19 protein-coding genes are annotated in these 23,332 nt (G+C 56.7%); 12 read left to right on the top strand and 7 right to left on the bottom strand.

The genetic code is table 11. The features are described from left to right. Positions 1–103 precede the first annotated feature (103 nt). Together IGS16_RS18875 and IGS16_RS18870 are read right to left on the bottom strand one after the other, a co-directional pair. Positions 104–1,087: an alpha-ketoacid dehydrogenase subunit beta gene (locus tag IGS16_RS18875; protein ID WP_297088098.1), complete on the bottom strand. Its 984-nt coding sequence runs from the start codon at positions 1,085–1,087 to the stop codon at positions 104–106. Positions 1,088–1,276: 189 nt separating this feature from the next. Continuing rightward, on the bottom strand, positions 1,277–3,724 hold the full coding sequence (locus IGS16_RS18870) for a M48 family metalloprotease (protein WP_297088095.1): 2,448 nt from the start codon (positions 3,722–3,724) through the stop codon (positions 1,277–1,279). Positions 3,725–4,170: 446 nt separating this feature from the next. Here IGS16_RS18870 and IGS16_RS18865 point away from each other — a divergent pair, with 446 nt between their 5' ends. After that, positions 4,171–5,448, top strand: a complete 1,278-nt coding sequence (locus tag IGS16_RS18865) for an efflux RND transporter periplasmic adaptor subunit (RefSeq protein ID WP_297088093.1) — start codon at positions 4,171–4,173, stop codon at positions 5,446–5,448. Between the two features lie 127 nt (positions 5,449–5,575). Continuing rightward, entirely contained in the window at positions 5,576–8,749 is a 3,174-nt protein-coding gene (locus IGS16_RS18860; protein ID WP_297088091.1) for an efflux RND transporter permease subunit, read from the top strand. A gap of 55 nt (positions 8,750–8,804) precedes the next feature. Here the strand turns inward: IGS16_RS18860 and IGS16_RS18855 are convergent, their stop codons facing one another. Beyond that, on the bottom strand, positions 8,805–9,515 hold the full coding sequence (locus tag IGS16_RS18855; protein WP_297088089.1) for a Uma2 family endonuclease: 711 nt from the start codon (positions 9,513–9,515) through the stop codon (positions 8,805–8,807). 114 nt (positions 9,516–9,629) lie between these two features. Continuing rightward, on the bottom strand, positions 9,630–10,136 hold the full coding sequence (locus IGS16_RS18850; RefSeq protein WP_297088087.1) for a thiol-disulfide oxidoreductase DCC family protein: 507 nt from the start codon (positions 10,134–10,136) through the stop codon (positions 9,630–9,632). Between the two features lie 194 nt (positions 10,137–10,330). Between IGS16_RS18850 and IGS16_RS18845 the strand changes: the two genes are divergently transcribed. Continuing rightward, on the top strand, positions 10,331–11,221 hold the full coding sequence (locus IGS16_RS18845) for a 4-hydroxybenzoate solanesyltransferase (RefSeq protein ID WP_297088084.1): 891 nt from the start codon (positions 10,331–10,333) through the stop codon (positions 11,219–11,221). Positions 11,222–11,429: 208 nt separating this feature from the next. On the opposite strand, the gene IGS16_RS18840 is transcribed toward IGS16_RS18845, so the two are convergent. Next, entirely contained in the window at positions 11,430–12,437 is a 1,008-nt protein-coding gene (locus IGS16_RS18840) for an SDR family oxidoreductase (RefSeq protein ID WP_297088082.1), read from the bottom strand. A 254-nt stretch (positions 12,438–12,691) separates the two neighbouring features. Here IGS16_RS18840 and IGS16_RS18835 point away from each other — a divergent pair, with 254 nt between their 5' ends. After that, positions 12,692–13,075, top strand: coding sequence for a helix-turn-helix transcriptional regulator (locus IGS16_RS18835; protein WP_297088080.1), 384 nt, complete (start codon positions 12,692–12,694; stop codon positions 13,073–13,075). A 167-nt stretch (positions 13,076–13,242) separates the two neighbouring features. Here IGS16_RS18835 and IGS16_RS18830 read toward each other — a convergent pair whose 3' ends face one another. Next, entirely contained in the window at positions 13,243–13,347 is a 105-nt protein-coding gene (locus IGS16_RS18830) for a PetM family cytochrome b6-f complex subunit 7 (protein ID WP_068507045.1), read from the bottom strand. A 271-nt stretch (positions 13,348–13,618) separates the two neighbouring features. On the opposite strand from IGS16_RS18830, the gene pdxA reads away from it, so the two are divergent. Both pdxA and IGS16_RS18820 read left to right on the top strand, forming a co-directional pair. Further along, on the top strand, positions 13,619–14,677 hold the full coding sequence (gene pdxA / locus IGS16_RS18825; protein WP_297088078.1) for a 4-hydroxythreonine-4-phosphate dehydrogenase PdxA: 1,059 nt from the start codon (positions 13,619–13,621) through the stop codon (positions 14,675–14,677). A gap of 244 nt (positions 14,678–14,921) precedes the next feature. Next, complete coding sequence (locus tag IGS16_RS18820) at positions 14,922–15,143, top strand: DUF4327 family protein (RefSeq protein WP_084781909.1); 222 nt, start codon at positions 14,922–14,924, stop codon at positions 15,141–15,143. A 155-nt stretch (positions 15,144–15,298) separates the two neighbouring features. On the opposite strand, the gene IGS16_RS18815 is transcribed toward IGS16_RS18820, so the two are convergent. Then, positions 15,299–15,832: a tetratricopeptide repeat protein gene (locus tag IGS16_RS18815; RefSeq protein WP_068507054.1), complete on the bottom strand. Its 534-nt coding sequence runs from the start codon at positions 15,830–15,832 to the stop codon at positions 15,299–15,301. Between the two features lie 363 nt (positions 15,833–16,195). Between IGS16_RS18815 and IGS16_RS18810 the strand changes: the two genes are divergently transcribed. The 6 genes from IGS16_RS18810 (at position 16,196) to IGS16_RS18785 (ending at position 23,216) form a co-directional block, all read left to right on the top strand. Beyond that, the gene (locus IGS16_RS18810) at positions 16,196–17,353 is read left to right on the top strand and encodes a histidinol-phosphate transaminase (protein ID WP_297088076.1); all 1,158 of its coding nucleotides are present in this window, start codon (positions 16,196–16,198) and stop codon (positions 17,351–17,353) included. 349 nt (positions 17,354–17,702) lie between these two features. Then, positions 17,703–17,852 (top strand): hypothetical protein, encoded by a 150-nt coding sequence (locus IGS16_RS18805; protein ID WP_297088074.1) that lies wholly within the window; start codon positions 17,703–17,705, stop codon positions 17,850–17,852. A 371-nt stretch (positions 17,853–18,223) separates the two neighbouring features. Continuing rightward, positions 18,224–19,606 carry a hypothetical protein gene (locus IGS16_RS18800; RefSeq protein WP_297088072.1) on the top strand — a complete coding sequence of 461 codons (1,383 nt, stop codon included), beginning with the start codon at positions 18,224–18,226 and terminating at the stop codon, positions 19,604–19,606. A gap of 119 nt (positions 19,607–19,725) precedes the next feature. Further along, complete coding sequence (locus IGS16_RS18795) at positions 19,726–21,078, top strand: hypothetical protein (protein ID WP_297088070.1); 1,353 nt, start codon at positions 19,726–19,728, stop codon at positions 21,076–21,078. Positions 21,079–21,440: 362 nt separating this feature from the next. After that, positions 21,441–22,343, top strand: coding sequence for a fatty acid desaturase (locus tag IGS16_RS18790; protein ID WP_297088068.1), 903 nt, complete (start codon positions 21,441–21,443; stop codon positions 22,341–22,343). Positions 22,344–22,526: 183 nt separating this feature from the next. After that, entirely contained in the window at positions 22,527–23,216 is a 690-nt protein-coding gene (locus IGS16_RS18785) for an SDR family oxidoreductase (RefSeq protein ID WP_297088067.1), read from the top strand. The last annotated feature ends 116 nt before the right edge of the window (positions 23,217–23,332 follow it).

Below are 23,332 nucleotides of genomic sequence, written 5' to 3'. Positions count from 1 at the left end.
CAGACTGCCCTGAAAGCTTCTCGCTGCTCAAGCTTTCAGGACATACACAGGACATACGCTGTGGTTCTGTTTCAGTGGGTTGTTTTAGCAGGAAGCGCGATCATTAAACCTTCAGCGCTACCAGTTTTTGCACCGCTTCCACAATCTGAGGAGGCTGCACAATCGTCAGATTCTCCAGCGTGCCGTTGTAGGGCGTGGGGATATCCTGCGACGCAAGGCGAATCACAGGCGCATCGAGTTCATCAAAGAGGCGGTCGTTAATCGATGCCGTAATTTCTGCGCCGATGCCGCCCGAGCGCATACATTCTTCCACGATGATCACGCGATGGGTCTTGCGAATCGACGCACCAATCGTCTCAAAGTCCAGTGGCTTCAGCGAAATCAGGTCAATCACTTCCGGGTCAAACCCCTCTTTCTCCAGGGTCTTCACCGCCTGCATCACGTGGTGGCGCATCCGCGAATAGGTCAGGATGGTCACGTCGCTGCCTTCGCGCACGGTCTCCGCTTTGTCCAGCGGCAGCAGGTATTCTTCTTCTGGCAAATCCTGCTTCAGGTTATAGAGCAGCACATGCTCAAAGAAGATCACAGGGTTGTCATCGCGAATAGCAGACTTTAACAATCCCTTGGCATTGTAGGGAGTCGAGCAGGCCACCATCTTTAGCCCAGGCACGCCCTGAAAATAGGCCTCTAGCCGCTGGGAATGTTCTGCGCCGAGCTGCCGCCCCACGCCGCCCGGCCCGCGCACCACCAGCGGAATCTTGAAGTTGCCGCCGGAGGTATAGCGCAACATTCCGGCGTTGTTGGCAATCTGGTTAAACGCCAGCAGCAAAAAACCCATGTTCATCCCTTCGATGATGGGACGTAGCCCCGTCATCGCCGCCCCGACGGCCATCCCCGTAAAGGCGTTTTCGGCAATTGGCGTATCCAGCACACGCAAATCGCCGTATTTCTTGTACAGGTCTTTGGTGACTTTGTAGGAGCCACCATAGTGCCCCACGTCTTCGCCCAACACGAACACGGACGGGTCACGCGCCATCTCTTCGTCAATTGCTTCACGCAGGGCGTTGAACAGGAGGGTTTCTGCCATTGGAATTGCTAATTTTGGTAAATCACTCAATCTAGAATCATACCCTGGTTGTCTCTCATCTTTTTGCAAGCGATGCACTTTTAGACGAGAGAAGCGACCGAGGCTTGACTGGCTAGCCAAACTCGCCAATCCAAAATCGCCAATCGGTACAAGATAGATTCCCGCCAGCGTTGCCGCCTGCGCCGCGCTCTAGGCCAGCACCGACGGCAGCACAAACGCCAGCCCAATCAGCAGCGCCCCAAACAGCAGATTCCAAAAGCGGTGATAGCTGCGAACCGTCCACTTAGCAGGGCAGTCTAGCCGAATCAGGTCTACCCAGGGCATCATGCCGCGTCGGAACCAACCCAGCGCATGGACGGACTGGTGAATGAAGCTTTCGGCCTGACTTGCGCCAAACAAGAAGTTGCCCAAGGGCCCAAAGCGGGACGAATAGCGCAGCAAGATCATCCCCGTCGGGTCTTGCAGCTTGAGTTCTGAACCATAGGCATAGCCAGAGTCGCCTTTGCCAATAATTTCGCCCCTTAGCTTGACCGGACGACCCCGCAGCGGGCTGGCGTAGGGGTCAGACATGAGGGTGAGTATGTCCATCGCCGGGGCGCGGTTGAAGTCGGGATACATGACGAAGGTTTTGAACAGCAGCCCGATGCCGCCACCCAGCAGTGCAGGCGCGGCGATCGCCCCCAGGTTGCTCGCACCGCTTTGGTAGAGGGCGATCGCCACGATCAGCCCCAGCCCAAAGCCAATCCAGTCTGCCCAATACAGCAGCACATCCAGCACAAAGTTGCCATAGAGCCGCGTCTTGTTTAGCCCGCGCCCTTCACGCACCACCTGCGCCATGTCAAACTCTGCACCCAGCCCAAGCTGTTCGGCGTAGGTGCTGAGGGCGCGGACGCGCTTGCCCGTCAGCGGGTGAGTGGAATTTAGCTCCATCCAGGCCGCCCAGGGGTTAAACATATCCCAGAGAAAGACGCGCCCCACCTGCACCGGGCTTGCCGCCACACGGTAGGCCGTGCCCGTGAATCCGGCACTGCTGCTGTCGGCAATGCCCAGCGTGCGAGTGCCTTGCAGCACCTTGCTGGGCTGGGGGTTGCGCTGTCCCTCTTCCACAATGCCGTAGGCGATTTTCACCAGCGCCCGCGACAGGCCGTTGGGGTTGCCCGTCACCTCGGCGGCAAAATGGTCGGCGTAATATTCTCGCGTGCGCGACAGATACAGCACCAGATATTCGCCTAGAACATAGAACACGTAGGCGGCGATCGCCACACTCCGCGTCCCCAGCTTGAGCCGTCGCGCCATTTCGCTGTCGCCCAGCCAGTCCTGCGCCTCTCGCAGATACACGTAAATTAGATACGTAATCTGCACCAGCGTTGCCGCTAGCGTCATCACGGCAAAGTCCCAATGCACGACATGGCCCAGTTCGTGGGCGTAGACCGTGGCCACTTCGTCATCGTCCAGGTACTTAAACAAGCCCTGGCTCACCACCAGCCGCGCCGTGTTGGGCAGCGAGCCGTAGGTAAAGGCGGTGGGGTTGTCGTCGGGAATCAGCCCCAGGCGCGGCTGCGAAAGCTTCTTTTGCTGGCAAACGGTGCGGATGACGCGGCCCGCTTCTGGACTGCGCCGCTCAATATCCGACAGCGAGACCCAGCGCGTGCCATAGAGCCAGCCCTGCACCACATCCATAATCAGCGGCGACAGGAAAAAGATAATGGCGTTGAACAGCAGCGTCGCCCCCAGCGCCAGACCCAGCCCCGCCGTGGGGTTGTCGCTGCCATGCAAAAACAGCAGCGCCAGGCACAGCGCAAACACCATGCCAAACAGCAGCGTGATCGTCATGCCCGATGCCAGGGCCAGGCTGCTGGCCACGCCTTTCATCACCAGCGAGACTCCACCGCGAGGGGCGCGGGTTTTGGTGGGGCTGAGGGCGGACGGTTGGGCATCTTGGGTTTTGGAGTTTGGAGTTTGGATTTTGGGATGCAGGCTGGCTGCGTTGGTGAGGGGTGCTTCGAGTTGGGTTGCTTCGGCTTCGGGTTCGGGAGCCAGCGTGTTGAGGTATTGGCGGGCCCAGAGCTGCACGAATTCTTTTTCGTGGTGCAGCAATCGACGGCAGAGGGCGATCGCCGTCTCGATTTGCCCATTGCCGTTGTAGGCTTTTACCAGCCACATCTGCGCCTGGGCGAAATCTTTGTGATGGGGATTGGCGGATCGGCAGTACGTTTCTAAATGCTCGACGGCTTCGGCAAAGCGCTTGGTTTTCAGCGCATGGTTGCCCCGATTGAACAGGTCGAGGGCTTCTTCGGCGCTGAGCTGGGGCAGGTCGGCGGTGGGGGCATCGGTGGCGGCCGATCCAGCGGTGTCCGGGCCGATTGCAGGCGCAGCGGATAGCGTGGGCAACAGGTTTCTGGCCCAGGTTTGCACTTGGGGCGGCGCGTCGGTGCTGAGCTGCTGACAAAGGGCGATCGCCCGCTCTGCCTGCCCACTGTCGTAGTAAGCCCGTACCAGCCACATCTGCGCCTGGAAATAGAGCTTGGACTGGCGATCGGTGGACTGGCAGCAAGCCATCAGCGCTTGAATCGCCGCTGCATGTTGCTGCTGTTTGACTGCTTGAATGCCCGATTTCAGGAGGTTCTCGGCCGTCATGACTCGTACTCCTCAAAAAACAATGAGGTATCAAATTGAACACGACACCTCTAGGGTTCCCATCTGAGAATCTTCCGTATTCTTCATCGCCAAAACTTGCGTTCCCGGAGTCTGCCCCAACCCCAAAGCCTGATGGGAGTAACCCGATTGGAGGATGCCTCAGCAGGGCGATCCCGCTAAATTACTAAACCATTCCCGCGATACATGAACCCGTATTTAGAGTTTTCAAAGGAAATCCTGAAAATTGCTGTAAAGATGCCGAATGCATCGCTTTGAAGCTTCTGGGTTTGCAGGTTGTGAGATAGTTTCTGATTAATTTTCTGATTACTCTCTACTGATTGCTATTGATTGCTATGGCTTGAGGTTGGCGGCGCTGTGCCAGCAGCAGTTCACGTTTGGCAAGTTTGGGTTGATTTGGCTGATTTCGGGATTTAGCAGGTTTCAATATGAGCGTGAAGGTGTTGCGTCGGGGTTCGCTGTTTAGTGCCGCGCTGCTGCTGTCGGTGGCGGCTGGGGCCTGCCAGGGCGGCCCACCAGGAATGCAGGGTGGGCCGCCGCCGATGCCCGTAGAACTGCAAACGGTGCAGGCTAGCACGGTGGTAGAAACTTCAGAGTTTGTCGGAGCACTGGAGGCGGAAGATCGGGTTGTGCTGCGCCCCGAAGCCGATGGGCGTGTGGTGGAAATTTTTGTGCGTCCGGGGGATGTAGTGCAGGCGCGAACCCCGATTGTGCAACTGCGGGCTGATCGCAGCCGCGCAGAGGTGAGCGGGGCGATCGCCGATCTGGAAGCGGCACAGTCATCTCGAAATACAGCCATTGCACGGCTGCGAGCGGCCGAAGCAGATGTTGCCCGCGCAGCAGCGGATGTCACGCTGGCGGAGTCAGATTATCGCCGCATCGAATCGCTGGTGTCGGCCGGCGCACTGTCGCGGCAAGAGCTAGACCGAGCGCGAAATAACCGCGACACGGCGATCGCCAGCCGTCGGGCAGCCGAAGAAAACGTGCGGGCTGCCGAAGCCTCGCTGCGCGAAACCGAGTCCCAAATTGCCCGCGCCCAGGCAGATCGCAACGTTGCCGTAGAGGATTTGCAAGATCGGCAGGTGATTTCGCCAATTGCGGGCGTGGTGGGCAATATCCCGGTGAAGGTGGGCGATCTGGTAACACCTAGCACCACGCTCACCAGCATTATTCAGAACGGCACGCTGGATTTGAACATTGCCGTGCCCATCGAGCGATCGCGCCAACTCCGGGTCGGACTTCCGGTCGAAATGCTGGATGAACAGGGCCAACCTGCCCTGCGCGGTCGCATTAGCTTCGTTTCGCCGGAGGTCAGCAGCGGCGAACAGTCGGTCCTCGCCAAGGCCAGCTTTACGAACGACGGCAGCCTGCGCGATGGGCAACTGGTTCGCACCCGCGTCGTCTGGAGCAGCCAGCCCGGTCTGCTAGTACCCACTGCCGCCGTTACCCGCATCGCCGGACAGACCTTTGTTTACGTGGCTGAACAGGCCGAAGCCAATCCCGATCAGCCTGCGCCGGCCAATGGCGCACCCGGACAGCCGCCCATGCAGGTTGCCCGCCAGCGGCTCGTGCAACTGGGCAGCATCCAGGGCAACAGCTATCAGGTCATTTCCGGCGTGCAGCCCGGTGAGCAGGTCGTTGTGTCGGGCGTGTTAAACCTTACCGAGGGCGCACCGATTATGCCTGCTCAGGCGATGGCGCAGTAGGGGTTCAGGGTTTGGGATTCGGGGTTCGGTTTTGCATGAACGCTAGCATTCCAACCAGCCCAAACTCTCCTCTTGTTGCGACTTGTATGCCTGACCCCTGACCCCTGACCCCTCATTCCCACCCCTCATGTTTGCCAACTTTTTCATCAAACGACCCGTTTTTACGCTAGTTTGCGCCATCATCACGGTGTTTTTGGGGTTGGTGGTGCTGCCGACGCTGCCGATCGCCCAGTTTCCCGACATCACGCCGACGCAGGTGGTGGTGACGGCAAACTATCCGGGTGCAGATGCAGAAACGGTCGAAAGCGCCGTGACGAATATCCTGGAGCGGGAAATCAATGGCGTGGACGGGCTGCGCTACATGAGTTCTAGCAGCGGCAGCGACGGCACCAGTCAGATCACCGTCACCTTTGCGGCGGGGCAAGATCCGGACATTGCGGCGGTGAACGTGCAGAACCGAGTGGCGCGGGCCGAGCCTCGTTTGCCAGAACTGGTAACCCGAACGGGGATTACCGTAGAGCAGTCGTCCAGCAACTTCCTGATGGCGATCGCCCTCTACCCCACCAACGGCGAATACGACAGCCTCTTCCTCAGTAACTACGCCGACCTGTACATGGTGGAAGCGCTGCGGCGGATTCCGGGGGTGGGGTCGATCCAGATTTTCGGCGAGCGCAAGTTTGCCATGCGCCTCTGGCTTGATCCGGCGCGGCTAGCAGCACGGGGGCTAACGGTGCAGGATGTCACCAGCGCCATTCGCGAACAAAACCTCCAGGTGGGTGCAGGGCAACTGGGGCAACAGCCTGCTGATCCGAATCAGGAATATCAAATCAACCTACGGGCCGATAGCCAGCTCCAGTCCGTCGAAGAATTTGAAAACCTGGTCTTGAAAACTGGTGAAGGCGGCAACCTGGTACGTCTGAAAGATGTGGGTCGGGCGGAACTGGGTGCAGAGAATTATGGAACTTTCTTGACCTATAACGATGTCGAATCCATCGGTTTAGGCATCACGCAGCGTTCCGGTTCCAATGCGCTGGAGACAACGGCCGCTGTTCGCAAAGAGTTGGAAAACCTGAAGCGATCCTTTCCGCCTGGCATTGACTACGCCGTGGCGTTTGACATTACCAGCTTCGTGCAGATTTCCCTGCAAGACGTGGTGTATACGCTGATCACTGCCATCCTGCTGGTGGTGCTGGTGCTGTTCATTTTTCTGCAAGATTGGCGCACTACGCTGGTTCCGGCGATCGCCATTCCGGTTGCGCTAATTGGGACTTTCGTGTTCACTCGCATTTTCGGCTTCTCGATCAACACGCTGACCTTGTTTGGTCTGACGCTGGCGACGGGTGTGGTGGTGGACGACGCGATTGTGGTGGTGGAGGCGATCGCCGCCAAGGTGCAAGATCGCGGCATGAACCCATTCCGCGCAGCGGCCGAAACCATGAAAGAACTGTCTGGCGCGGTGATTGCGACTTCGCTGGTGCTGATGGCAGTATTCGTTCCGGTGGCGTTCTTCCCTGGCACGACGGGCGCAATCTACCGCCAGTTCGCACTGACGATTGCCTTTTCCATCGTCGTGTCTACCTTCAATGCGCTGACCTTTTCGCCTGCGATGTCGGCGCTGCTGCTGCGGCCCCGTTCCGACCACCAGGGCTGGCTGGGGCGACAGTTTGAGCGCTTCAACGGATTTCTGGACAAGGTGCGGCAGCGCTATCAGCGATCGCTCACGGTGTTGTCTCAGTTGAAGTATTGGGTGCTGGCCGGGTTTGTGCTGGCGCTGATGGCCACGGCCTGGGTCTATCGCACGGTTCCCGGAGCCTTTTTGCCAGAGGAAGATCAGGGCTATTTCATTACGCTGGTGCAGGCTCCCGAAGGCGTGTCGCTCAACTACACCAAGAAAATTCTGGATGAAGCCTCGGCTGAGGTACGCAAGATTCCTGAAGTAGAGTCGAACTTTGCCGTAACGGGCTTTAGCTTTGCAGGTGTTGCGCCCAACCAAGGTATTATGTTCACGCTGCTGAAGCCTTGGGAAGAGCGCAAAGGCCCGGGGCAATCTGTCCAAGAAATCATCGGGCAAATCCAGATGAAGTTCTTCGGAATGCCCAAAGCCCGAATTTTCTCGCTGAACCCGCCCTCAATTCAGGGATTGGGCAACTTCGGCGGTTTCCAGCTAGAAATGCAGGATCGCCGGGGCAATATGCCCCTGAATGAGTTTGTGGGCTATCTCTACGCGCTGATGGGGGCGGCGAATCAAAATCCCAATTTGCAGGCGGTGTTTTCTACCTATTCTGCCAGCACGCCGCAACTGGTCGTGAACGTAAACCGCGATCGCGCTAAGGCGTTGGGCATCGACCTGAATGACATTTTCTCGACCCTCCAGAGTTTCCTGGGGTCGGATTATGTCAACGACTTCACGCTGGATCGGCGCAGCTACCGCGTTTATGTGCAGGCCGATGAGCAATTTCGCGCCCAGCCGGAAGACGTGAACCAACTCTACGTTCGCTCTGCTGCCGGAAACATGGTTCCCCTAGGCAACTTGGTAACGCTGACCCCGACCACCAGCGCCCAGTCGATTACGCACTACAACCTGCTGCGGTCGATTTCGGTGCAGGGCGACGCGGCGCCGGGCAGAAGCTCTGGACAGGCGATCGCTGCGATGGAGCAAGTCGCCCAGCAGGTGTTTCCACCCAGCCTGGGGTTTGAGTGGACTGGCAGCGCTCTGGAGGAAATCGAGTCAGGCGGGCAAGCACCGCTGCTCTTTACCCTGGGGCTGTTGATGGTGTATCTAGTGCTGTCGGCGCAATATGGTAGCTTTGTCGATCCGGCAATTATCTTATTTGCCGTGCCGCTGGCGGTGTTGGGGGCGCTGGGGGCGCAGTTTCTTCGAGGACAAGCCAACGACGTGTATTCCCAGGTGGGTCTGGTGATGCTGATTGGTCTGGCGAGCAAAAACTCAATTCTGATTGTGGAATACGCCAACCAGTTGCGCGAGAAAGGTTTGCCGATTACCAAAGCGGCCATCGAGGCGGCGCAGGAACGGTTGCGACCCATTTTGATGACGGGCTTCTCCAGCTTGGTGGGCTTTTTCCCGCTGATGATTGCCACCGGAGCCGGAGCCGCCAGCCGCCGCTCAATTGGGACGGCTATTTTCGGTGGTTACCTGCTGTCTACGTTCCTCAGCCTGTTCATGGTTCCCGTGCTGTACATCATCGTGAAAAAGCTGACGGATCGCTTCATGCCTGCGCTGCCTGCACCGCCTGCCGATTTTGAAGATTTGGAGGAACCGCTGTCGGCAACGCAGAAATGAGAGTGTCGTGAAACGCGGTAAGTCGTGCAACTCGCTTTTCTTGCAACTCGCTTTTCTAGGTTGCACGATTTTTGGGCGATCGCCCCTCCAGTTCCTCCACAAAGGCCTGATGCACCGGATCAGCCAGCCCTGCCTGTAGCACATTCAGCACCTCGATCATCCGCCCCTCCAGCAGCGCGGACACCGCCAGCCACAGCCCTGGAAACACGCTGCTGCGAATAATGCCGTCTGCATCCGGCTCCAGCAGGACATACTCCTCTGCCTGCAAGCAAAACCAACTGAGCCGGTTCTCGAAGGTTTGCCAAACCAGATATTCTTGCACCCCGTTGCGGCGATAGGCATTTTGCTTGGCGCCCAGGTCAATCGCGGCGCTGCTGGTGGCAATTTCTGCGATGAGTTCCGGTGCGCCTTCGATATAGCCGTCATCGCTAATCGTGGAGGTTCCGCCCACCTCAATTCGCAGCAGCGCATCCGGCTGGGGTTCGTTGTCCATGTCCAGCCGAGTGGTCGTATTGTCTGAGCCGCTGACACCCGGCGTTGCTACGCTATAGACCCCTAGCCAAGTGATGAGATTGAAATGCGGGTTGCCATGAAACGTTCGGACTGGAGATGCCACGTAAACGACTCCTTCGATCAGTTCTGCTTTGAAATGCTCTGGGGTTGCCTGATAGCGGCGCTCAAACTCGGCGCGGGTGAGGCGATCGCCACTTTCTAGCGGCGGCATCGGCACAGAGCGGGCAGGCTGTTGAGGATGTTGCAACACCATTGGCTACTCTCTAGGGCACTCTTGAAGCGGCACTCTCGAAGCATCGAAGGAGATGGCGCTATTCTAACGAACGGCTTGGGCCATTCTAGATTTTAGATTGGCAATTTTGGATGGCTAGTTCGAGCTGCCGGCGGTGTCTGGCTGGGGTAGATCTGGCTGCAAGTTGCAGTCGCCCAGCCCGCAAATCGGATAGGCAGACTGATACAGGCGATCGCGCTTGCCAAACAGGGCATAGCGGTTGTCGCGGACTTGTTCATAGAGGCGATCGCCCGCCCACTTCACCCCTGGCAGCGCCCGATAGGCCGCGATAAATCCGTTGCCCAGCGGCAGCAGTCGCCCAATTTCTTCCGCCGCGTCGCTGCCCTGCCAGCGTACCTCCGGCGCATCCGCCCGCAGCAAAATCATCCCCAGTTCGCAATCCCGTGGAGTAATACCAAACTGCGCCAGCGTCGGTTCATCCTGCATTGGCGCATATCGAAACATCTGGCCGCGATCCAGCGATTCCAGCAGTTTCACCAGATTGACGCAGAGATTGCAGTTGCCGTCGTAAATCACGAAATAGGGTGCGCTGGCTGACGAACTCGTAGCATCTGGGAAGGAAGGATTGCGAACGTCAGTCATAGCGCTCCGATAACTTGATGAATTTGTCGTTATCTCTATTCTAGAAACTGAATATCTAGAAACTGAGTGGGGGCGAATCTGGTTCCAGACTGGATTCTCGACTTCCTCATTTCTTCATCTTTCCGCCATCGCCTGCGACCCTGTAGGCTAAGGATAAATGCATTCATTCCCCAACGCTCTTGGCAACTCAACCTATGGTGACTCATCCCTCGCCCCAACCCCAACCCACTTGGCTGAAGGTGGTACGCCTCTTGCGTTGGGACAAACCTGCTGGACGGCTGATTTTGATGATTCCGGCACTGTGGGCGGTGGTGTTGGCGGCGCGGGGCAATCCGCCGCCGATTTTAATTGGGGTGATCGTGCTGGGGACGCTGGCCACCAGCGCGGCAGGCTGCGTCATTAATGACCTGTGGGATCGCAACATTGATCCACAGGTGCAGCGCACCAAAACCCGGCCCCTGGCCTCGCGAGCGCTGTCGGTGCGGACGGGCATTGCGGTGGCGCTGGTGTCGATGCTCTGCGCCTACGGATTGTCGCTGTATCTAAACCCGCTCAGCTTTTGGCTCTGCGTGGCGGCGGTTCCGGTGATCGTGCTATATCCGCTGGCAAAGCGGGTGTTTCCGGTGCCGCAGTTGGTGCTGTCGCTGGCCTGGGGCTTTGCCGTGCTGATTAGCTGGAGCGCGGTAACAGGCACATTGGAGCCAGAAACCTGGCTGCTGTGGGGCGCGACGGTGCTGTGGACGCTGGGGTTTGACACGGTTTATGCCATGGCCGACCGGGAAGATGATTTGCGAGTCGGGGTCAACTCCAGCGCGATTTTCTTTGGGCGATATGCGGCGCAGGCGGTGGGCGCATGTTTCACAGCGACGGCGGTGCTGCTTGGAAAGCTCGGTAGCTTAATGGCGCTAGGCTGGGTCTATTGGATGGCGCTACTAGGGGCGATCGCCCTCTGGGTCTGGCAATACCTCCGCCTCCGCCACACCCGCACCGCTGCCCCAAACCCCGCTCTTTTCGGTCAAATCTTCCGGCAAAATGTCTGGGTTGGCTTTGTGCTGCTGTTAGGCATGGCCCTCGGCTTTCTTTGAGATTTTTGGTTTCGAATTTTGGATTTTGGATTTTTGATGGCCCGTCGAGCGTCTGTGGGGCTTCCGGCAAGTTCATTCGGAGTGCCCTAAGGAAAATTGAGATAACACCAGATAACTTTTGGGGCGGAAACCCCGAAAAGGGTTAGGAAGCTGATTCCCAACCCCCCTTCTGCGCGGGTGCTGCAAAGTGATGCCTTCTAAACCCTCACTAGGGCTTGGGTTCTTCGACTTTTTTGAAGGGCGATCGCTTCATTTTGCGCTTCATCGCCTTTTCTTTCGCCTTTTCCTTCTCGTATTCTGCCTCCTTCAGCTTTTTCATAATCAAGCTGAAGTATTCCTGCATATAGCCTTCCAGGGTCGTCAGTTCCTTCGGGTCAATGCCAAAGACTTGATAGGTTTCTTCCATCGGCGCGGTCAGCGGTTTGCCCGTTGCCAGCACTTCAGTAAAGGCGAGGCGATCGGCCTGGTTCCAGCCCCACTGAAAGAAGCGGGCAATCTTGCGGGCGGCCCGCAGCAGTTCCAGCGGCATCCGAGACACCTTGGATTCCTGCCCCGACAAACGCTCACACAGGCGGATAATCTCATACGCGCCCCAAGCCCGCGACCCCACGACTGGGAAAGTGCGGTTAGCGGTTTCCGGCACCTTCAGCGCCTGCACCGCAAACTTGGCTAAATCCTGCGTGTCGATGTAGGCGATCGGCGAGGTCTCCCCCGTCACCCAGACGGCCTGCTTTTCCAGAATGGGAATGGCATACTGCCCGATTAGCCCCTGCATAAAGCCAGCCGTCCGCAGAACCGTATAGTTCAGCCCCGACTCTGCCAAAAACTGCTCGGTGCAGTGCTTGATTTCCATCAGCGGCACGTCGGGATATTTCTCGGCATCTAGGATAGAGAAGAAGATAAAGCGCTCGACTCCGGCCGGCTTGGCCGCCTGAATCAGTGCCACCTGCCCTTCCCAATCGACCTGGCGCACGCTGAGGGAATCCGTCGCACGAGCCGTTGCCGCGTCAATGACCGCCGTTACCCCGTCAAAGGCAGGGGGCAATGTCTCCGGTTCGCACAAATCTCCCAGCACCAGTTCTGCGCCCCATTCCCTGAGAAACGAAGCTCTGCGGAAGCTTCGCACCAGACAGCGCACTGGATAACCTTCATCCAATGCGCGACGAACGACCTGTCTGCCCAGGGTGCCTGTTGCACCGACCACGAGTAACGTCATTATAGACTTCGTCCGAAATCGTTAACTTTTTATAAGATACACCTTTCATTCTCTAATATTTCGGCCCGCTAGAGAATCCGTTTTTTTGCGAGACGCGCTGAATAGCGAGCAAATTGCTAGGCTAGAGAGAGATTCACCTGTGTCTTGCAGGCGGCAAAGCGGCTTGCAGTTTGTCAAATCTTTATCAAAGCCCAGACCTCAGACCTATGCCCAAAGCAGTGTCCCAGAGGAATTCCTCTCCGATCCGAGCAGCGGTGAGCGAGTCTTTTCCTGAAAATAGCCCCAGTTGCGCGACGGAGCATCCGGTCGATCTGGAGCATGTGCGGCAGGCGCAGCGGGGGCTGCTAAGCGTCGAAAAGGCGCAGCGGATGGCAGAATTTTTTGCGCTGCTGGGAGATGCCAATCGGCTGCGGATTGTGTCGGCGCTGGCGCAGCAGGAGCTATGCGTCTGCGACTTGGCAGCGGTGGTCAAGATGAGCGAGTCGGCGGTGTCTCATCAGTTGCGATCGCTCCGATCGCTCCGACTGGTCAGCTACCGCAAGCAGGGGCGCAATGTGTTCTATTACCTGAAGGATAGCCACGTCCTCAATCTATACCGTGAAGTGGCAGAGCATCTGGACGAGCCGGAGGATAGCTAAGGCGCTGGATTTTAGATTTGCGATTTTGGGTTTGCGATTTTGGGTTTTGGGAAAGGTTGGGTAGGGCTGCCTGGCCTGGTTTCTCGTGGGCGGTGTTTCGTGACTAATCGACGGAAACCGCGCAATCTTCAAACGAACCAGGCCAGCCAACCTGAAATTACTCTAAATTACTCTTCGCCGCCCTGGAGCTTAAGCAGCGCAAAGCCTAAAGCCAGCCCCACCAAAATTAGGGTAAAGGACAGAAAGGTTGCATTCAGCATTTCACCGCTCATGTTTTCGGTATCTCCTTAATTAAGTGCGATTGAGTGGGTCTGGGAGCCTCTGGCTTGGCAGCAACTTGCCCGCAACGACCTTGAGCGAAATGCTGCATAAATAGAGCTGCCTGGATCAGGGTTCAGTTTTGGGCAAGTGTGCCAAGGCTTGCAACATGCATTTTAAGGCAGTTTGCAGCCCGTTTGGTGGATTGGTTTTGGGTTTTCGTCGGTTTTTGGAACAACGGTTGCCGTTTGGGGCAGGATTTGTAGCGTTTATCAGGAGAAGAAAATGGTGCAGCCAAGAGTGGCGATCGCCCTGGGAGATCCGGCGGGAATTGGTTTAGAAGTCGTCCTGAAGGCACTGATGGACTTGACAACCGAGCCACCAGAACAGCCCAGCAAAATCACGCTGGTCGGCAGCCGCGCTTTGCTGGAGCAGGCGTGCGATCGCCTTGTGCAGGCAGGATGTTCCCACCTCCCCGACCTCTCTACGCTCGACCTGCTGGAGGTGCCGCTCGACTCGGCGCTGATGTCCCAAATTGCGCCCGGAGCGGAAAGTGCTGCCAGCGGCGAGGCCAGTTTTCGGTTTTTGCAAACGGCGATCGCCCACACGTTAGCAGGTGAGTTTGACGGCATTGTCACTGCGCCCATTGCCAAGTCTGCCTGGAAAGCGGCGGGTCACGTCTATCCGGGGCAAACGGAGCTGCTGGCAGAGCAGGCGGGAGCAACGCGGTTTGGCATGATGTTTGTCGGGCGATCGCCCCACACAGGCTGGATGCTGCGGGCGCTGCTGGCAACGACGCACATTCCCCTGCGGCAGGTGCCCGATGCGCTCTCGCCCGATCTGATGACGCGCAAGCTGGGGCTGCTGATTGACAGCCTGCGGGACGATTTTGGAATTTTGCAGCCGCGAGTGGCGATCGCCGGACTGAACCCCCACAGCGGCGAGCAGGGCCATCTCGGGCGCGAAGAATTGGAGTGGCTGACCCCCTGGATTCATCAAATGCGGCAGCAGCATCCCCACCTGACACTAGACGGCCCCATTCCGCCAGACACGCTCTGGGTGCGGCCAGGGCAGGCGTGGTTTGGCTCGTCGCGTCCGGTGCAGACCCATGACGCTTACCTGGCGCTGTATCACGATCAGGGGCTAATTCCCGTCAAGCTGATGGCGTTTGATTGCGCCGTCAACACCACAATCGGGCTGCCCTTTGTGCGGACCTCGCCCGACCACGGTACAGCCTTCGACATCGCGGGTCGGGGCATTGCCGATGCCAGCAGCATGAAAGCGGCAATTCGGCTAGCGATCAGCCTATCCGCACAACGGCTGATCTTTCAAAATCAGTCTTGAATTTAGTAAGTTCGTATCACCAAAATGTTATGGTTTCGTGACTTTTTAACATTTTTTAATCTCATTACCGGGGAACTGGCGTGAGAATAGATATGGTTCAGTATACTGAAATACAAAAGGTAACACTGACTGTAAATAAACGCTAACTTTTGATACAGAGTGTTTCGTTGAGTGTTCCTACGTAGGTCAGTCATGCTTGAAGCACTCACGACGTTTCGATAGTTCTAGCGCAGAGGTCGAAATCATGCTCCAAACCGTTCAATACTCTATGGATCTCCTTCAAGACGAAGCCCGTCAACTGGTTCAAAAAGGGATTGTCAGCCGTCAGCAGCCCATCTACGTCCTCTGCAAATATATTCCTGCCCGCGAGTGGGCCTGCGTTGAGTGCGAGCTTGAAAAATGTGACTTTCTGTTGCGCGATCGCATCGGCGATCTACTTGGCCATGAGGAGTGGGACAACGACTAGGCAAACCTGGCTCCAGAACCTTCTGGAGTGGCCCTAGCGGCACAACCGTGTAACTACGGAACATAAAAAAGCCAACCGGGGATCTCTACGCATAATGGCGGAGTGCCCCGGTTTTTTGTTCAGCACGAAACGGAACCAAGTTCGGTCAGCACAGACTAGGCAGGCGTGGCGACGCGCCGCTTGAGGGACTCGGTGCGCCGCTTGGCAGTGCCGTTTTTCGGGTCAATGGCCAGCGCTTGCTCATAGGCCTCGATCGCCTGCGTGACCAACTGCTTTTTCTCGTAGGCAAAGCCCAGGTTATTCAGGGCAGTCACATACTTGGGCTGCTTTTCTAGAGCCTCTTTGTATTGGCGAATGGCCAGGTCATATTGCTCCTGAGCGGCGTAGGCATAGCCCAGCGCGTTGTAGACCAAGGCAGCGTTTTCGGGTTCTGTCAGGTCTTTGGACTTGAGCGCTTTTTGGAACTGGGCGATCGCCTGCGAGTAAAGCTTCTTATCCAGATAAATGCTGCCCAGTTCATAGTATTCCTGCGCTGTGCCAGGGCCCTTGGTGAGCTTGTTTTGCAGGCGCGTCAGGGCAGTTTCGACCTTGCGCGTTCTGAGCACCTGGCGAAACAGGAAGATACCCGCGATCGCCAGCAGCGCCACCAGCACACTGAGATAGACAACGGGCAGCAAGCTATCGTCCATAACCTTTAACTTCGACTAAAAGAAAACTAAAAGAAAACTAAAAGAAATTCAGATTCAACTCGATCGAGCGCGGCCATGATCAGGCGGCCAGTATCCGATTGAAACGCGGGTACAAAACCTCTTTACGAAACCGCTTAGAGACGCTCAGACCGCTTTCTTCAGCCTACACCATCGCGCCGATGCATCGAGGGGCGATCGCCGCTAATCCCTAAGATCTTTATGAGTAGGGGCTTTTCGGGTTCAGCGCTGCCGAGCGACCGTCCATCGCTCTGCATCAAGCCGAACGGCAACAGACCACTGCTCGAAAATCGTATGCTATGAGAGGTGGTTTTAGGCTGTGTGCTTGCAGCGGTAGGCGGGTTTATGCTTCCCTTTTTGCGATCCGATTTGGCTCAGTTGGTGTCCTATACGCCCCATCCCGGCGGTGCAGAGGCGGCGGTGCATGGCTCCCCGACGCAGCCTGCGCGGGTCGATCGGTTGGATACCAACGAAAGCCCCTACGATTTGCCAGACGACCTGAAGCAAAAACTGGCCTGGGCCTATCAGCATGAACTGGAGGCAAACCGCTATCCCGACGGAGGTCATGCGGCGCTGAAAGGGGCGATCGCCCAATATGCCAACCAGTCCGCGCACCAGTCTGCTCAATCCACCGCAAGCTGGGTCACCTCGGCCCATATTTCCGTCAGCAATGGGTCTGACGAACTCATCCGGTCGCTGCTGATTGCCACCTGCCTGCGGGCAGAAGGCTCGGTGCTGGTGGCCGACCCCACGTTTTCCATGTATGCCATCACGGCCAACACGCTGGGCGTTCCCGTGGTGCGAGTCGGTCGAAACGCGCAAACCTTTGAAACCGACCTCGCTGCGGCCAGCCATGCGATCGCCACGCCTGCCGCCGGACAGCCCGCCATCCGCGTCGTGTTTATGGTGCATCCCAACTCGCCCACGGGCAATGCGCTCACCCCTGCCGAGATGGACTGGCTGCGGAGTCTGCCCCCCCACATTTTGGTGGTGATTGACGAAGCCTATTTTGAATTCAGTCAGCAAACCGTGCTGGCGGAACTGCCCCAGCATCCCAACTGGGTGATTTTGCGAACCTTTTCTAAGGCGTTTCGACTGGCATCGCATCGCGTTGGCTATGCGATCGCCCATCCCGAACTCGCCGCCACGCTAGAGAAAATTCGCCTGCCCTATAACCTGCCCAGCCTCTCGCAACGCGCCGCTGAGCTAGCGCTGGCCCACCAGGATGTGCTGCTGGCCGCTATCCCTACGCTGCTGTCAGAGCGCGATCGCCTCTTCCAATTCCTTGCCACGCTACCAGGAATCACCGTCTGGCCGAGCGCCGCCAACTTCCTGTTCCTGCGGCTCCAAAATGATCCGGCGGCTGAAACGCTAGAGAACTTATTTCAAAGCCTGAAAGCTGCCGGGACGCTGGTTCGCAAGACCTGCGGTGGGCTGCGAATCACAGTTGGCACGCCTGAAGAAAACCAGCGCACCTGCGATCGCCTCAGCAGCCTGCTGTAGCAAGGGTCTGCGATCGCTCGGTTGATATCGCTCTGTTAAGCAAGCCGCTCTAGCGATGTCTGATTTGCTTGTGATCCCGCTTTAGCCCTGGGTTGGGGCGGCGCTTTAAGCCATTCATCCAAAGTTAGAAATCCTCGCGGTCATCTTTGGCGTGTCCGCGAGGACAATCGCCTTTGGCGCATCTGCCTTTGGCCCATCTATCAGGATGTTTGCCTCAGCGTGTCCACCAGGACAATCGCCTCTATCACCCTACCCATCACACCTATTCCATCCGGCAAAACGCCTGATTTGGCTGCATTTCAGGCAATGACTATAATTGTGGGCAGATGTTCGCTCCTCTGTGCTTTCTATGTCTCAGCAGCCCACCCACTGCCCCCACAACCCGCACCCGCTCTCGACGCTACGGACGGAACTGGTGTGGGAGGGCAAGGATGACGAGTATGGCAACCGGCGGGAGGTGTATTGCTGGGTGTGCCATGCCGTATTGCAGCAAGATTGAGAGCATTGATGAACCGCGAGAACCAGCGGTTTCTCGTGCTGCTACAGCGTGTGCATAGGAGGAGTGTTCTACAGAAAATTGTCACTCTAGATTTTCTTTGTCCACAGTGATAAAAGAAGGGTTATCTGTGGGCGTCAAAAGGGATTTTTGGCAGATTACCTTGATCGATCACTCCATCGCGAAAGGCTGCTGCCCCTAGACAGAACCCTGCAAACAGTTCATAATAAGGACGAGTTTACAAATCTTAAGAAATAGTTAAGAATTTTCCTTTCCATAAATCCGGTTAGGTCGCTGCGACCATTCACGACGATTCGCTTTCTGAATGCCCCATAGAAAGCTCTAGAAGGCTTCCTACCGCTTGAGGACGATCGATGCCCGGATTGACCCTGCCCCTTGCCCCCGCGCCGCCAAGTGCAGCCTTGCTGTCTCAGGCCGTCACCCAGTTTGGAGCGCCGCTTTATCTATACGACTTGGCGCTGATTGAATCCCGATTTGCGGATCTCAACCACAGCCTCCCTCAGAACTTTCGCCTGCACTACGCACTCAAGGCAAATAGCAATCTTACCCTCTCGCACCTGCTGGCGCGGCGGGGCGCAGCCGCAGAGGTTAGCTCTCTGGGTGAATTCATCGCCGCTCTGAAGTCGGGCTATCCTGCTGAGGAAACGGTCTTCACGGGCCCTGGAAAAACCAATGATGAACTGGCGGAGGCCCTCAATTACCATATTGGGCTGATTGTCGTAGAGTCGGCCAATGAAGCGCGACGGCTGAACCAGATAGCGGCGGAGCGGGGAAAACAGCAGCCCATCCTGCTGCGAATTAACCCCCAGTTTCGCACGCTGAATAGCTGTGATTCTGGCTGTGCGATCGACGCGAAGACGAATCGCGTTGTACATGCTGACGAGAATTTCAAAGCAGTTTCCGAAGCAATCTCTGAAACGAATAGCAGTCACAATGGCGACACGCTAAAACCCATTGCTATGAATGGGCAGGGCGCGAGTAAGTTTGGCGTAGATGAGGCGCAGGCAGCAGACGAACTGTTGCAGATTCAGTCGCTCAGTCATGTACGGCTTCAGGGAATTCATGTGTTCACCGAAAGCAACGTGCTGGATTATCGGCAACTGATTGATGCGTGGCAAAACACTGTGGCGATCGCCCACCGACTGCGATCGCAGGGCTTTGACATTAACATTATCGACTTTGGCGGCGGTATTGGTGTGCCCTACAACTCGGTCGATGCCGCGTTTGATGTGCCTGCGTTTGGGGCGGCCCTGCAAGCCCTGTTTAGCCACGAGCCGTTTCATTTCATTTTGGAAATGGGGCGCTATCTCGTTTGTGAGGCAGGGATGTATTTGACAGAGGTGCTGGACATTAAGGAATCGCAGGGCAAACGGTTTGCGATTCTCAACGGCGGTGTTCACCATCTCTACCGCACCCCCGCGATGCAAAACGCCAGCAAGTTTCTGCGCGTCCTGGGAAAAGAGTCATCCGACACAATGCCCACCACGATTGCGGGTCAGTTGCCAACGCCTATCGATGTGGTGGTGCGCGATGCGCTACTGCCTGTGGATTTGGAAATTGGCGATCGCCTGGTCATCCGCAACTGCGGGGCTTACGGCTTCAATCACTCGCTAACCAACTTTGCGCTACACCCTGCCCCCGCAGAGGTCGCCATTTGGGGCGATCGCTTGGAGCTAATCCGGGCCCGCAGTCGCTACGAGGACTTCTTCCAGCATCAGCGATTGATTCAGTTTTAAGTCTCTAGGTTTGAAACCGCCGAGTTGATTTTTGACTCGACTCTGTTGAACTCTTCGCAGGTCTAATTCTGCACTGAGATGTGCAAAATTCTGTGTAATGAACTGATTCAAAAGGTGTCATGACTGATCCAAGCTACGTAACAATTGGCATTCGTCGAGAGAATGAAGATCGCAAGTTTGAGGCTAGAGTTCCACTAGTTCCGACTGACATAAGCCGTTTGAAAGGGCAATTGGGCGATCGCGTTCGGTTTATTGTGCAGCCAGCGCGACTGCGGACGTTCTCTGATGCTGAATTTGTGGCGGCGGGAGCCATCCTTCAAGAAGACTTATCCGAAGCAGATATGATTTGCTGCGTCAAAGAGCTATACCCAGAGCAACTGCTGGATGGCAAAACGTACCTGGTGTTTGCCCATGTAATCAAGGGACAGCCCGACAATATGCCCCTGCTGCAACAACTGCTCGATCGCCGCATGACGCTGATCGACTATGAATGCATCACCGATGAAGAAGGGCGGCGGACGGTGTTTTTTGGGCGATCGGCTGGACAAACGGGGATGTTTGAGACGCTGCGAGCCTTTGGACAGCGCTGTGTGGCGTTGGGCAAGCCCTGCGTGTTTGCAGACCTGAAGCCTGTGTATGAGTACGTAAACCTGTCTGAAGCGAAGGCGCATCTACGAATTCTGGGCGATCGCCTCCAGCAAGATCCGGCGCTGCTGGGCGTGACGGACTATCCGCTGGTGGTGGCGATCGCCGGATTGGGCAACGTCGGCCAGGGCGCGATGGAGATTTTGCAACTGCTGTCGCCCCAAACAGTTTCGGCAGAGGCGTTGCCCGCGCTGTTTGCCTCTGGTCGCACAGGGCTGTTTCAGTGCCCCCTGCAAAAGTCCGACACGCTCCGCAATGGGGACGGTCTTTTCGACAGTGCCGAGTATGCAACCTTCCCTGAGCGCTACAGCAGCCGCATCCCCGATTTATTACCTTATGTATCCATCTTGCTGAACTGCGTTTTTTGGGCCCCGCAATATCCGCGCATCTTGCCCCACGATGCATTTCAAGCCGCATGGCGACGGGGTAATCATCGCCTGCAAGTTGTCGGGGATCTGAGCTGCGATCCGCCTGCGGGCAGCGTCGCCTGTACGGTGCAATCGGGTGATTTATACAACCCGGTGTTTGGCTATGATCCGATCTCGCGGGCAGTGCTGGAGCCATTTCCTGAAAGCGGTATAACCGTGATGGCGGTAGACAACCTGTCGGCTGGTCTGCCTCATGATGCGTCTGTTGCCTTTAGCGCAATGCTGCGCGATTGGATTCCGCCGCTGGTTGCTGCGAAGCTGAGTGGAGCCAACTGGGTAGATGCGCTTCCCCCGGCCCTACTGCGGGCTATGGTAACGCATCAGGGCCGCCTGACGAAGAATTTTCAGAGGTTACAGCCTGATCTGGAACGGTATGGTTCTGTCGTTCAGCCCGTGTAGCGTTTAGGAAGTTTAAGCAGCGATCGCCCGTGAAGATTTCTCGACTTCTAGCGTGCGATCGCTGCTCATTCCCACCTGCATTTATCTACCCTAATTACCTTCTCTAGCTTGACAAGTGTTCTGATTTGTCAGGTTTATTTTGCGTGAAAACTTGGCTCCTCTCAACATGCTGCCTCAGTGTTCTAAAAAATCCTAAAAAATTCTCGCTGAATGTTTTCTAGATATCATCGGAAGCGCTTTGGCTAATTCTAAAATTAAGATTAAGTTTTATTAAGCATTCACTATCATATTCACCGTCGATACGACTCGGCTTTTCAATTCTGGATTCCTTCTGAATCTTCCCGTCCGATGGAGTGCGTATCGTGACCCTATCTGTTTCTACTGCAAGCTTTCTGAAAAAGCTGGCGATTTATGGAGCGATCGCCGCTGTCACTATCCCCTGCATCCTCCTGTTCCCATTTCCGTTCAAGCTGCCGTTCCAGTTCGTGCTGGGCGTGATGTTTGCCCACGGGGTCGAGCTTTCTCATGAAATGATTCACCAGAAGCACTTTGGGCGACACTGGGGCGGGGCGATCGGCTTCCTGCTGGGGCTACCTATGGGAGTGGAGTTTACCCGCTACAGCATCACTCACAGCTATCACCACCGGGCCGTGGGCACGCCCGAAGACGAAGAATCCTTCTCCTATGACTTTGGTAAGCTGAGCGCACCGCTGAGCTTTTTGCTGCACCTGTCTATGCTGAGTCACTACCGCACGGTAGTCCGCGGCTTGCTGGGTTCTTTATTGGGCAATGAAACTGCGATTCGGGCCAGCATGGGCCCGGCAGGCACAACAGCACTCCGCTGGGCGATCGCCAACGTGATGCGTGGCTATCGAGTCATGGCGCTGCTGCTATTCGGCATGGGGCTAATAACGGCCGTTCTGCAAACTCCTGTGTTCGTTCATCTCTGGCTCGTGCCGCTGCTGTTTGCTGGCCCCGTTCATGCGCTGATCGAACTGCCGGAACACTGGGGCTGTCAGCGAGATACCACAGATATGATGGTCAACACGCGCACGATCTTACCGAGCCGCTTTGCCGACTGGCTGACCAATGGCAACTGCTGGCACGTCGAACACCACTACAAGCCTGCCCTGCCCATGGCTGACCTCCCTAGACTGCATGAGGCGATCGCCCCCCAGATTAAATATCTGAACTTGGGCTACGGCGAGTTTTATCGCGAGTTTTTCACCGAACTATGGAGATCGCCAGTTGCCCCAACTGATTGAAGCCTATCGCAATCTTGGTCGCCTGACATTTCGCCAAGCAGTGAGGGACTGGGTTGAACGACAGATAGAACAAGAGTCAGCACAGGATTATACCGTGTAATCCAATTTTTAGAGCCTTTTGCGTGATTTTTTTGTGTATGGCAGCGGTACAGGTTTAGCCTATCTCTGGAAACGCAAGAGCGAATGCAAAAACGAATTGCTATTACAGGCGTTGGGCAGGGGCTAGGGCGATCGCTCGCGCATCGGTTCATCACGCTGGGGCATACGGTCTGTGGCTGTGATCTGAATGGAGGGGCGATCGCCCAGTTGCAGCAGCAATATGCAGCCCTGCATCAGCTTCAGAACCACCAGTTTCAGAGCGTGGACGTAACCCGACCTGATCAGGTCAATACTTGGGCGGAATCGGTCTTAGAGCAGGGCGCACCAGATTTGCTGATTAATAATGCGGGCTATACGCCGCCGATGGCTGCTTTTTGGGACTTGCCCGCTGCCGAGTTTGACCGGACGCTGGCGGTCAACGTGCAGGGAGTTGCCAATGTGCTGCGGGCGTTTCTTCCGGCAATGGTGGCGCAGCGGCGGGGCATTATTGTGAATCTGAGTGCCCGCTGGGGCCGACAGGGAGCCGCCAACGCCGCCGCCTATTGCGCCAGCAAGTGGGCGATCGAGGGGCTGACCCAGGCGATCGCCCTGGAATTGCCGGCTGGGATGGCAGCGGTCACCTTTTCGCCCGGAGCCGTCCACACCCACGCGCTGGAAGTGGTTTACGGTGCAGAAAAGGCTGCGACCTATCCCAGTCCCGATGAATGGGCAGAGCAGGCCGCTGAAACCCTGCTGGCGATCGCCCCAGAACAAAACGGTCAAGCCCTGCCCTGAGCGCAAAATCCTGCCGCCAACTCAAAGATTTAAAGATTTTCTGGCAAACACCGTGATTTCCGAAGTGTGGCAATCCGAACTGATCGGGTTGCGAAGCGTTGCGAAATGGGAATCCT

The sequence above is a fragment of the Thermoleptolyngbya sp. C42_A2020_037 genome (assembly GCF_015272455.1).
Taxonomy (GTDB): domain Bacteria; phylum Cyanobacteriota; class Cyanobacteriia; order Elainellales; family Elainellaceae; genus Thermoleptolyngbya.
Note: the sequence above shows the minus strand (reverse complement) of the source record. Positions and strands in the feature narration are given on the sequence as shown.

What these genes read in the sequence shown, in the direction of transcription:
- IGS16_RS18855 (WP_297088089.1), bottom strand. Translation starts at nt 9,515, where the DNA reads ATGGTGTTGCAACATCCTCAACAGCCTGCCCGCTCTGTGCCGATGCCG.
- IGS16_RS18820 (WP_084781909.1), top strand. Translation starts at nt 14,922, where the DNA reads ATGCTCCAAACCGTTCAATACTCTATGGATCTCCTTCAAGACGAAGCC.
- IGS16_RS18830 (WP_068507045.1), bottom strand. Translation starts at nt 13,347, where the DNA reads ATGAGCGGTGAAATGCTGAATGCAACCTTTCTGTCCTTTACCCTAATT.
- IGS16_RS18785 (WP_297088067.1), top strand. Translation starts at nt 22,527, where the DNA reads ATGCAAAAACGAATTGCTATTACAGGCGTTGGGCAGGGGCTAGGGCGA.
- IGS16_RS18860 (WP_297088091.1), top strand. Translation starts at nt 5,576, where the DNA reads ATGTTTGCCAACTTTTTCATCAAACGACCCGTTTTTACGCTAGTTTGC.
- pdxA (WP_297088078.1), top strand. Translation starts at nt 13,619, where the DNA reads ATGGTGCAGCCAAGAGTGGCGATCGCCCTGGGAGATCCGGCGGGAATT.
- IGS16_RS18875 (WP_297088098.1), bottom strand. Translation starts at nt 1,087, where the DNA reads ATGGCAGAAACCCTCCTGTTCAACGCCCTGCGTGAAGCAATTGACGAA.
- IGS16_RS18850 (WP_297088087.1), bottom strand. Translation starts at nt 10,136, where the DNA reads ATGACTGACGTTCGCAATCCTTCCTTCCCAGATGCTACGAGTTCGTCA.
- IGS16_RS18810 (WP_297088076.1), top strand. Translation starts at nt 16,196, where the DNA reads ATGCTTCCCTTTTTGCGATCCGATTTGGCTCAGTTGGTGTCCTATACG.
- IGS16_RS18865 (WP_297088093.1), top strand. Translation starts at nt 4,171, where the DNA reads ATGAGCGTGAAGGTGTTGCGTCGGGGTTCGCTGTTTAGTGCCGCGCTG.
- IGS16_RS18795 (WP_297088070.1), top strand. Translation starts at nt 19,726, where the DNA reads ATGACTGATCCAAGCTACGTAACAATTGGCATTCGTCGAGAGAATGAA.
- IGS16_RS18800 (WP_297088072.1), top strand. Translation starts at nt 18,224, where the DNA reads ATGCCCGGATTGACCCTGCCCCTTGCCCCCGCGCCGCCAAGTGCAGCC.
- IGS16_RS18805 (WP_297088074.1), top strand. Translation starts at nt 17,703, where the DNA reads ATGTCTCAGCAGCCCACCCACTGCCCCCACAACCCGCACCCGCTCTCG.
- IGS16_RS18870 (WP_297088095.1), bottom strand. Translation starts at nt 3,724, where the DNA reads ATGACGGCCGAGAACCTCCTGAAATCGGGCATTCAAGCAGTCAAACAG.
- IGS16_RS18845 (WP_297088084.1), top strand. Translation starts at nt 10,331, where the DNA reads ATGGTGACTCATCCCTCGCCCCAACCCCAACCCACTTGGCTGAAGGTG.
- IGS16_RS18815 (WP_068507054.1), bottom strand. Translation starts at nt 15,832, where the DNA reads ATGGACGATAGCTTGCTGCCCGTTGTCTATCTCAGTGTGCTGGTGGCG.
- IGS16_RS18840 (WP_297088082.1), bottom strand. Translation starts at nt 12,437, where the DNA reads ATGACGTTACTCGTGGTCGGTGCAACAGGCACCCTGGGCAGACAGGTC.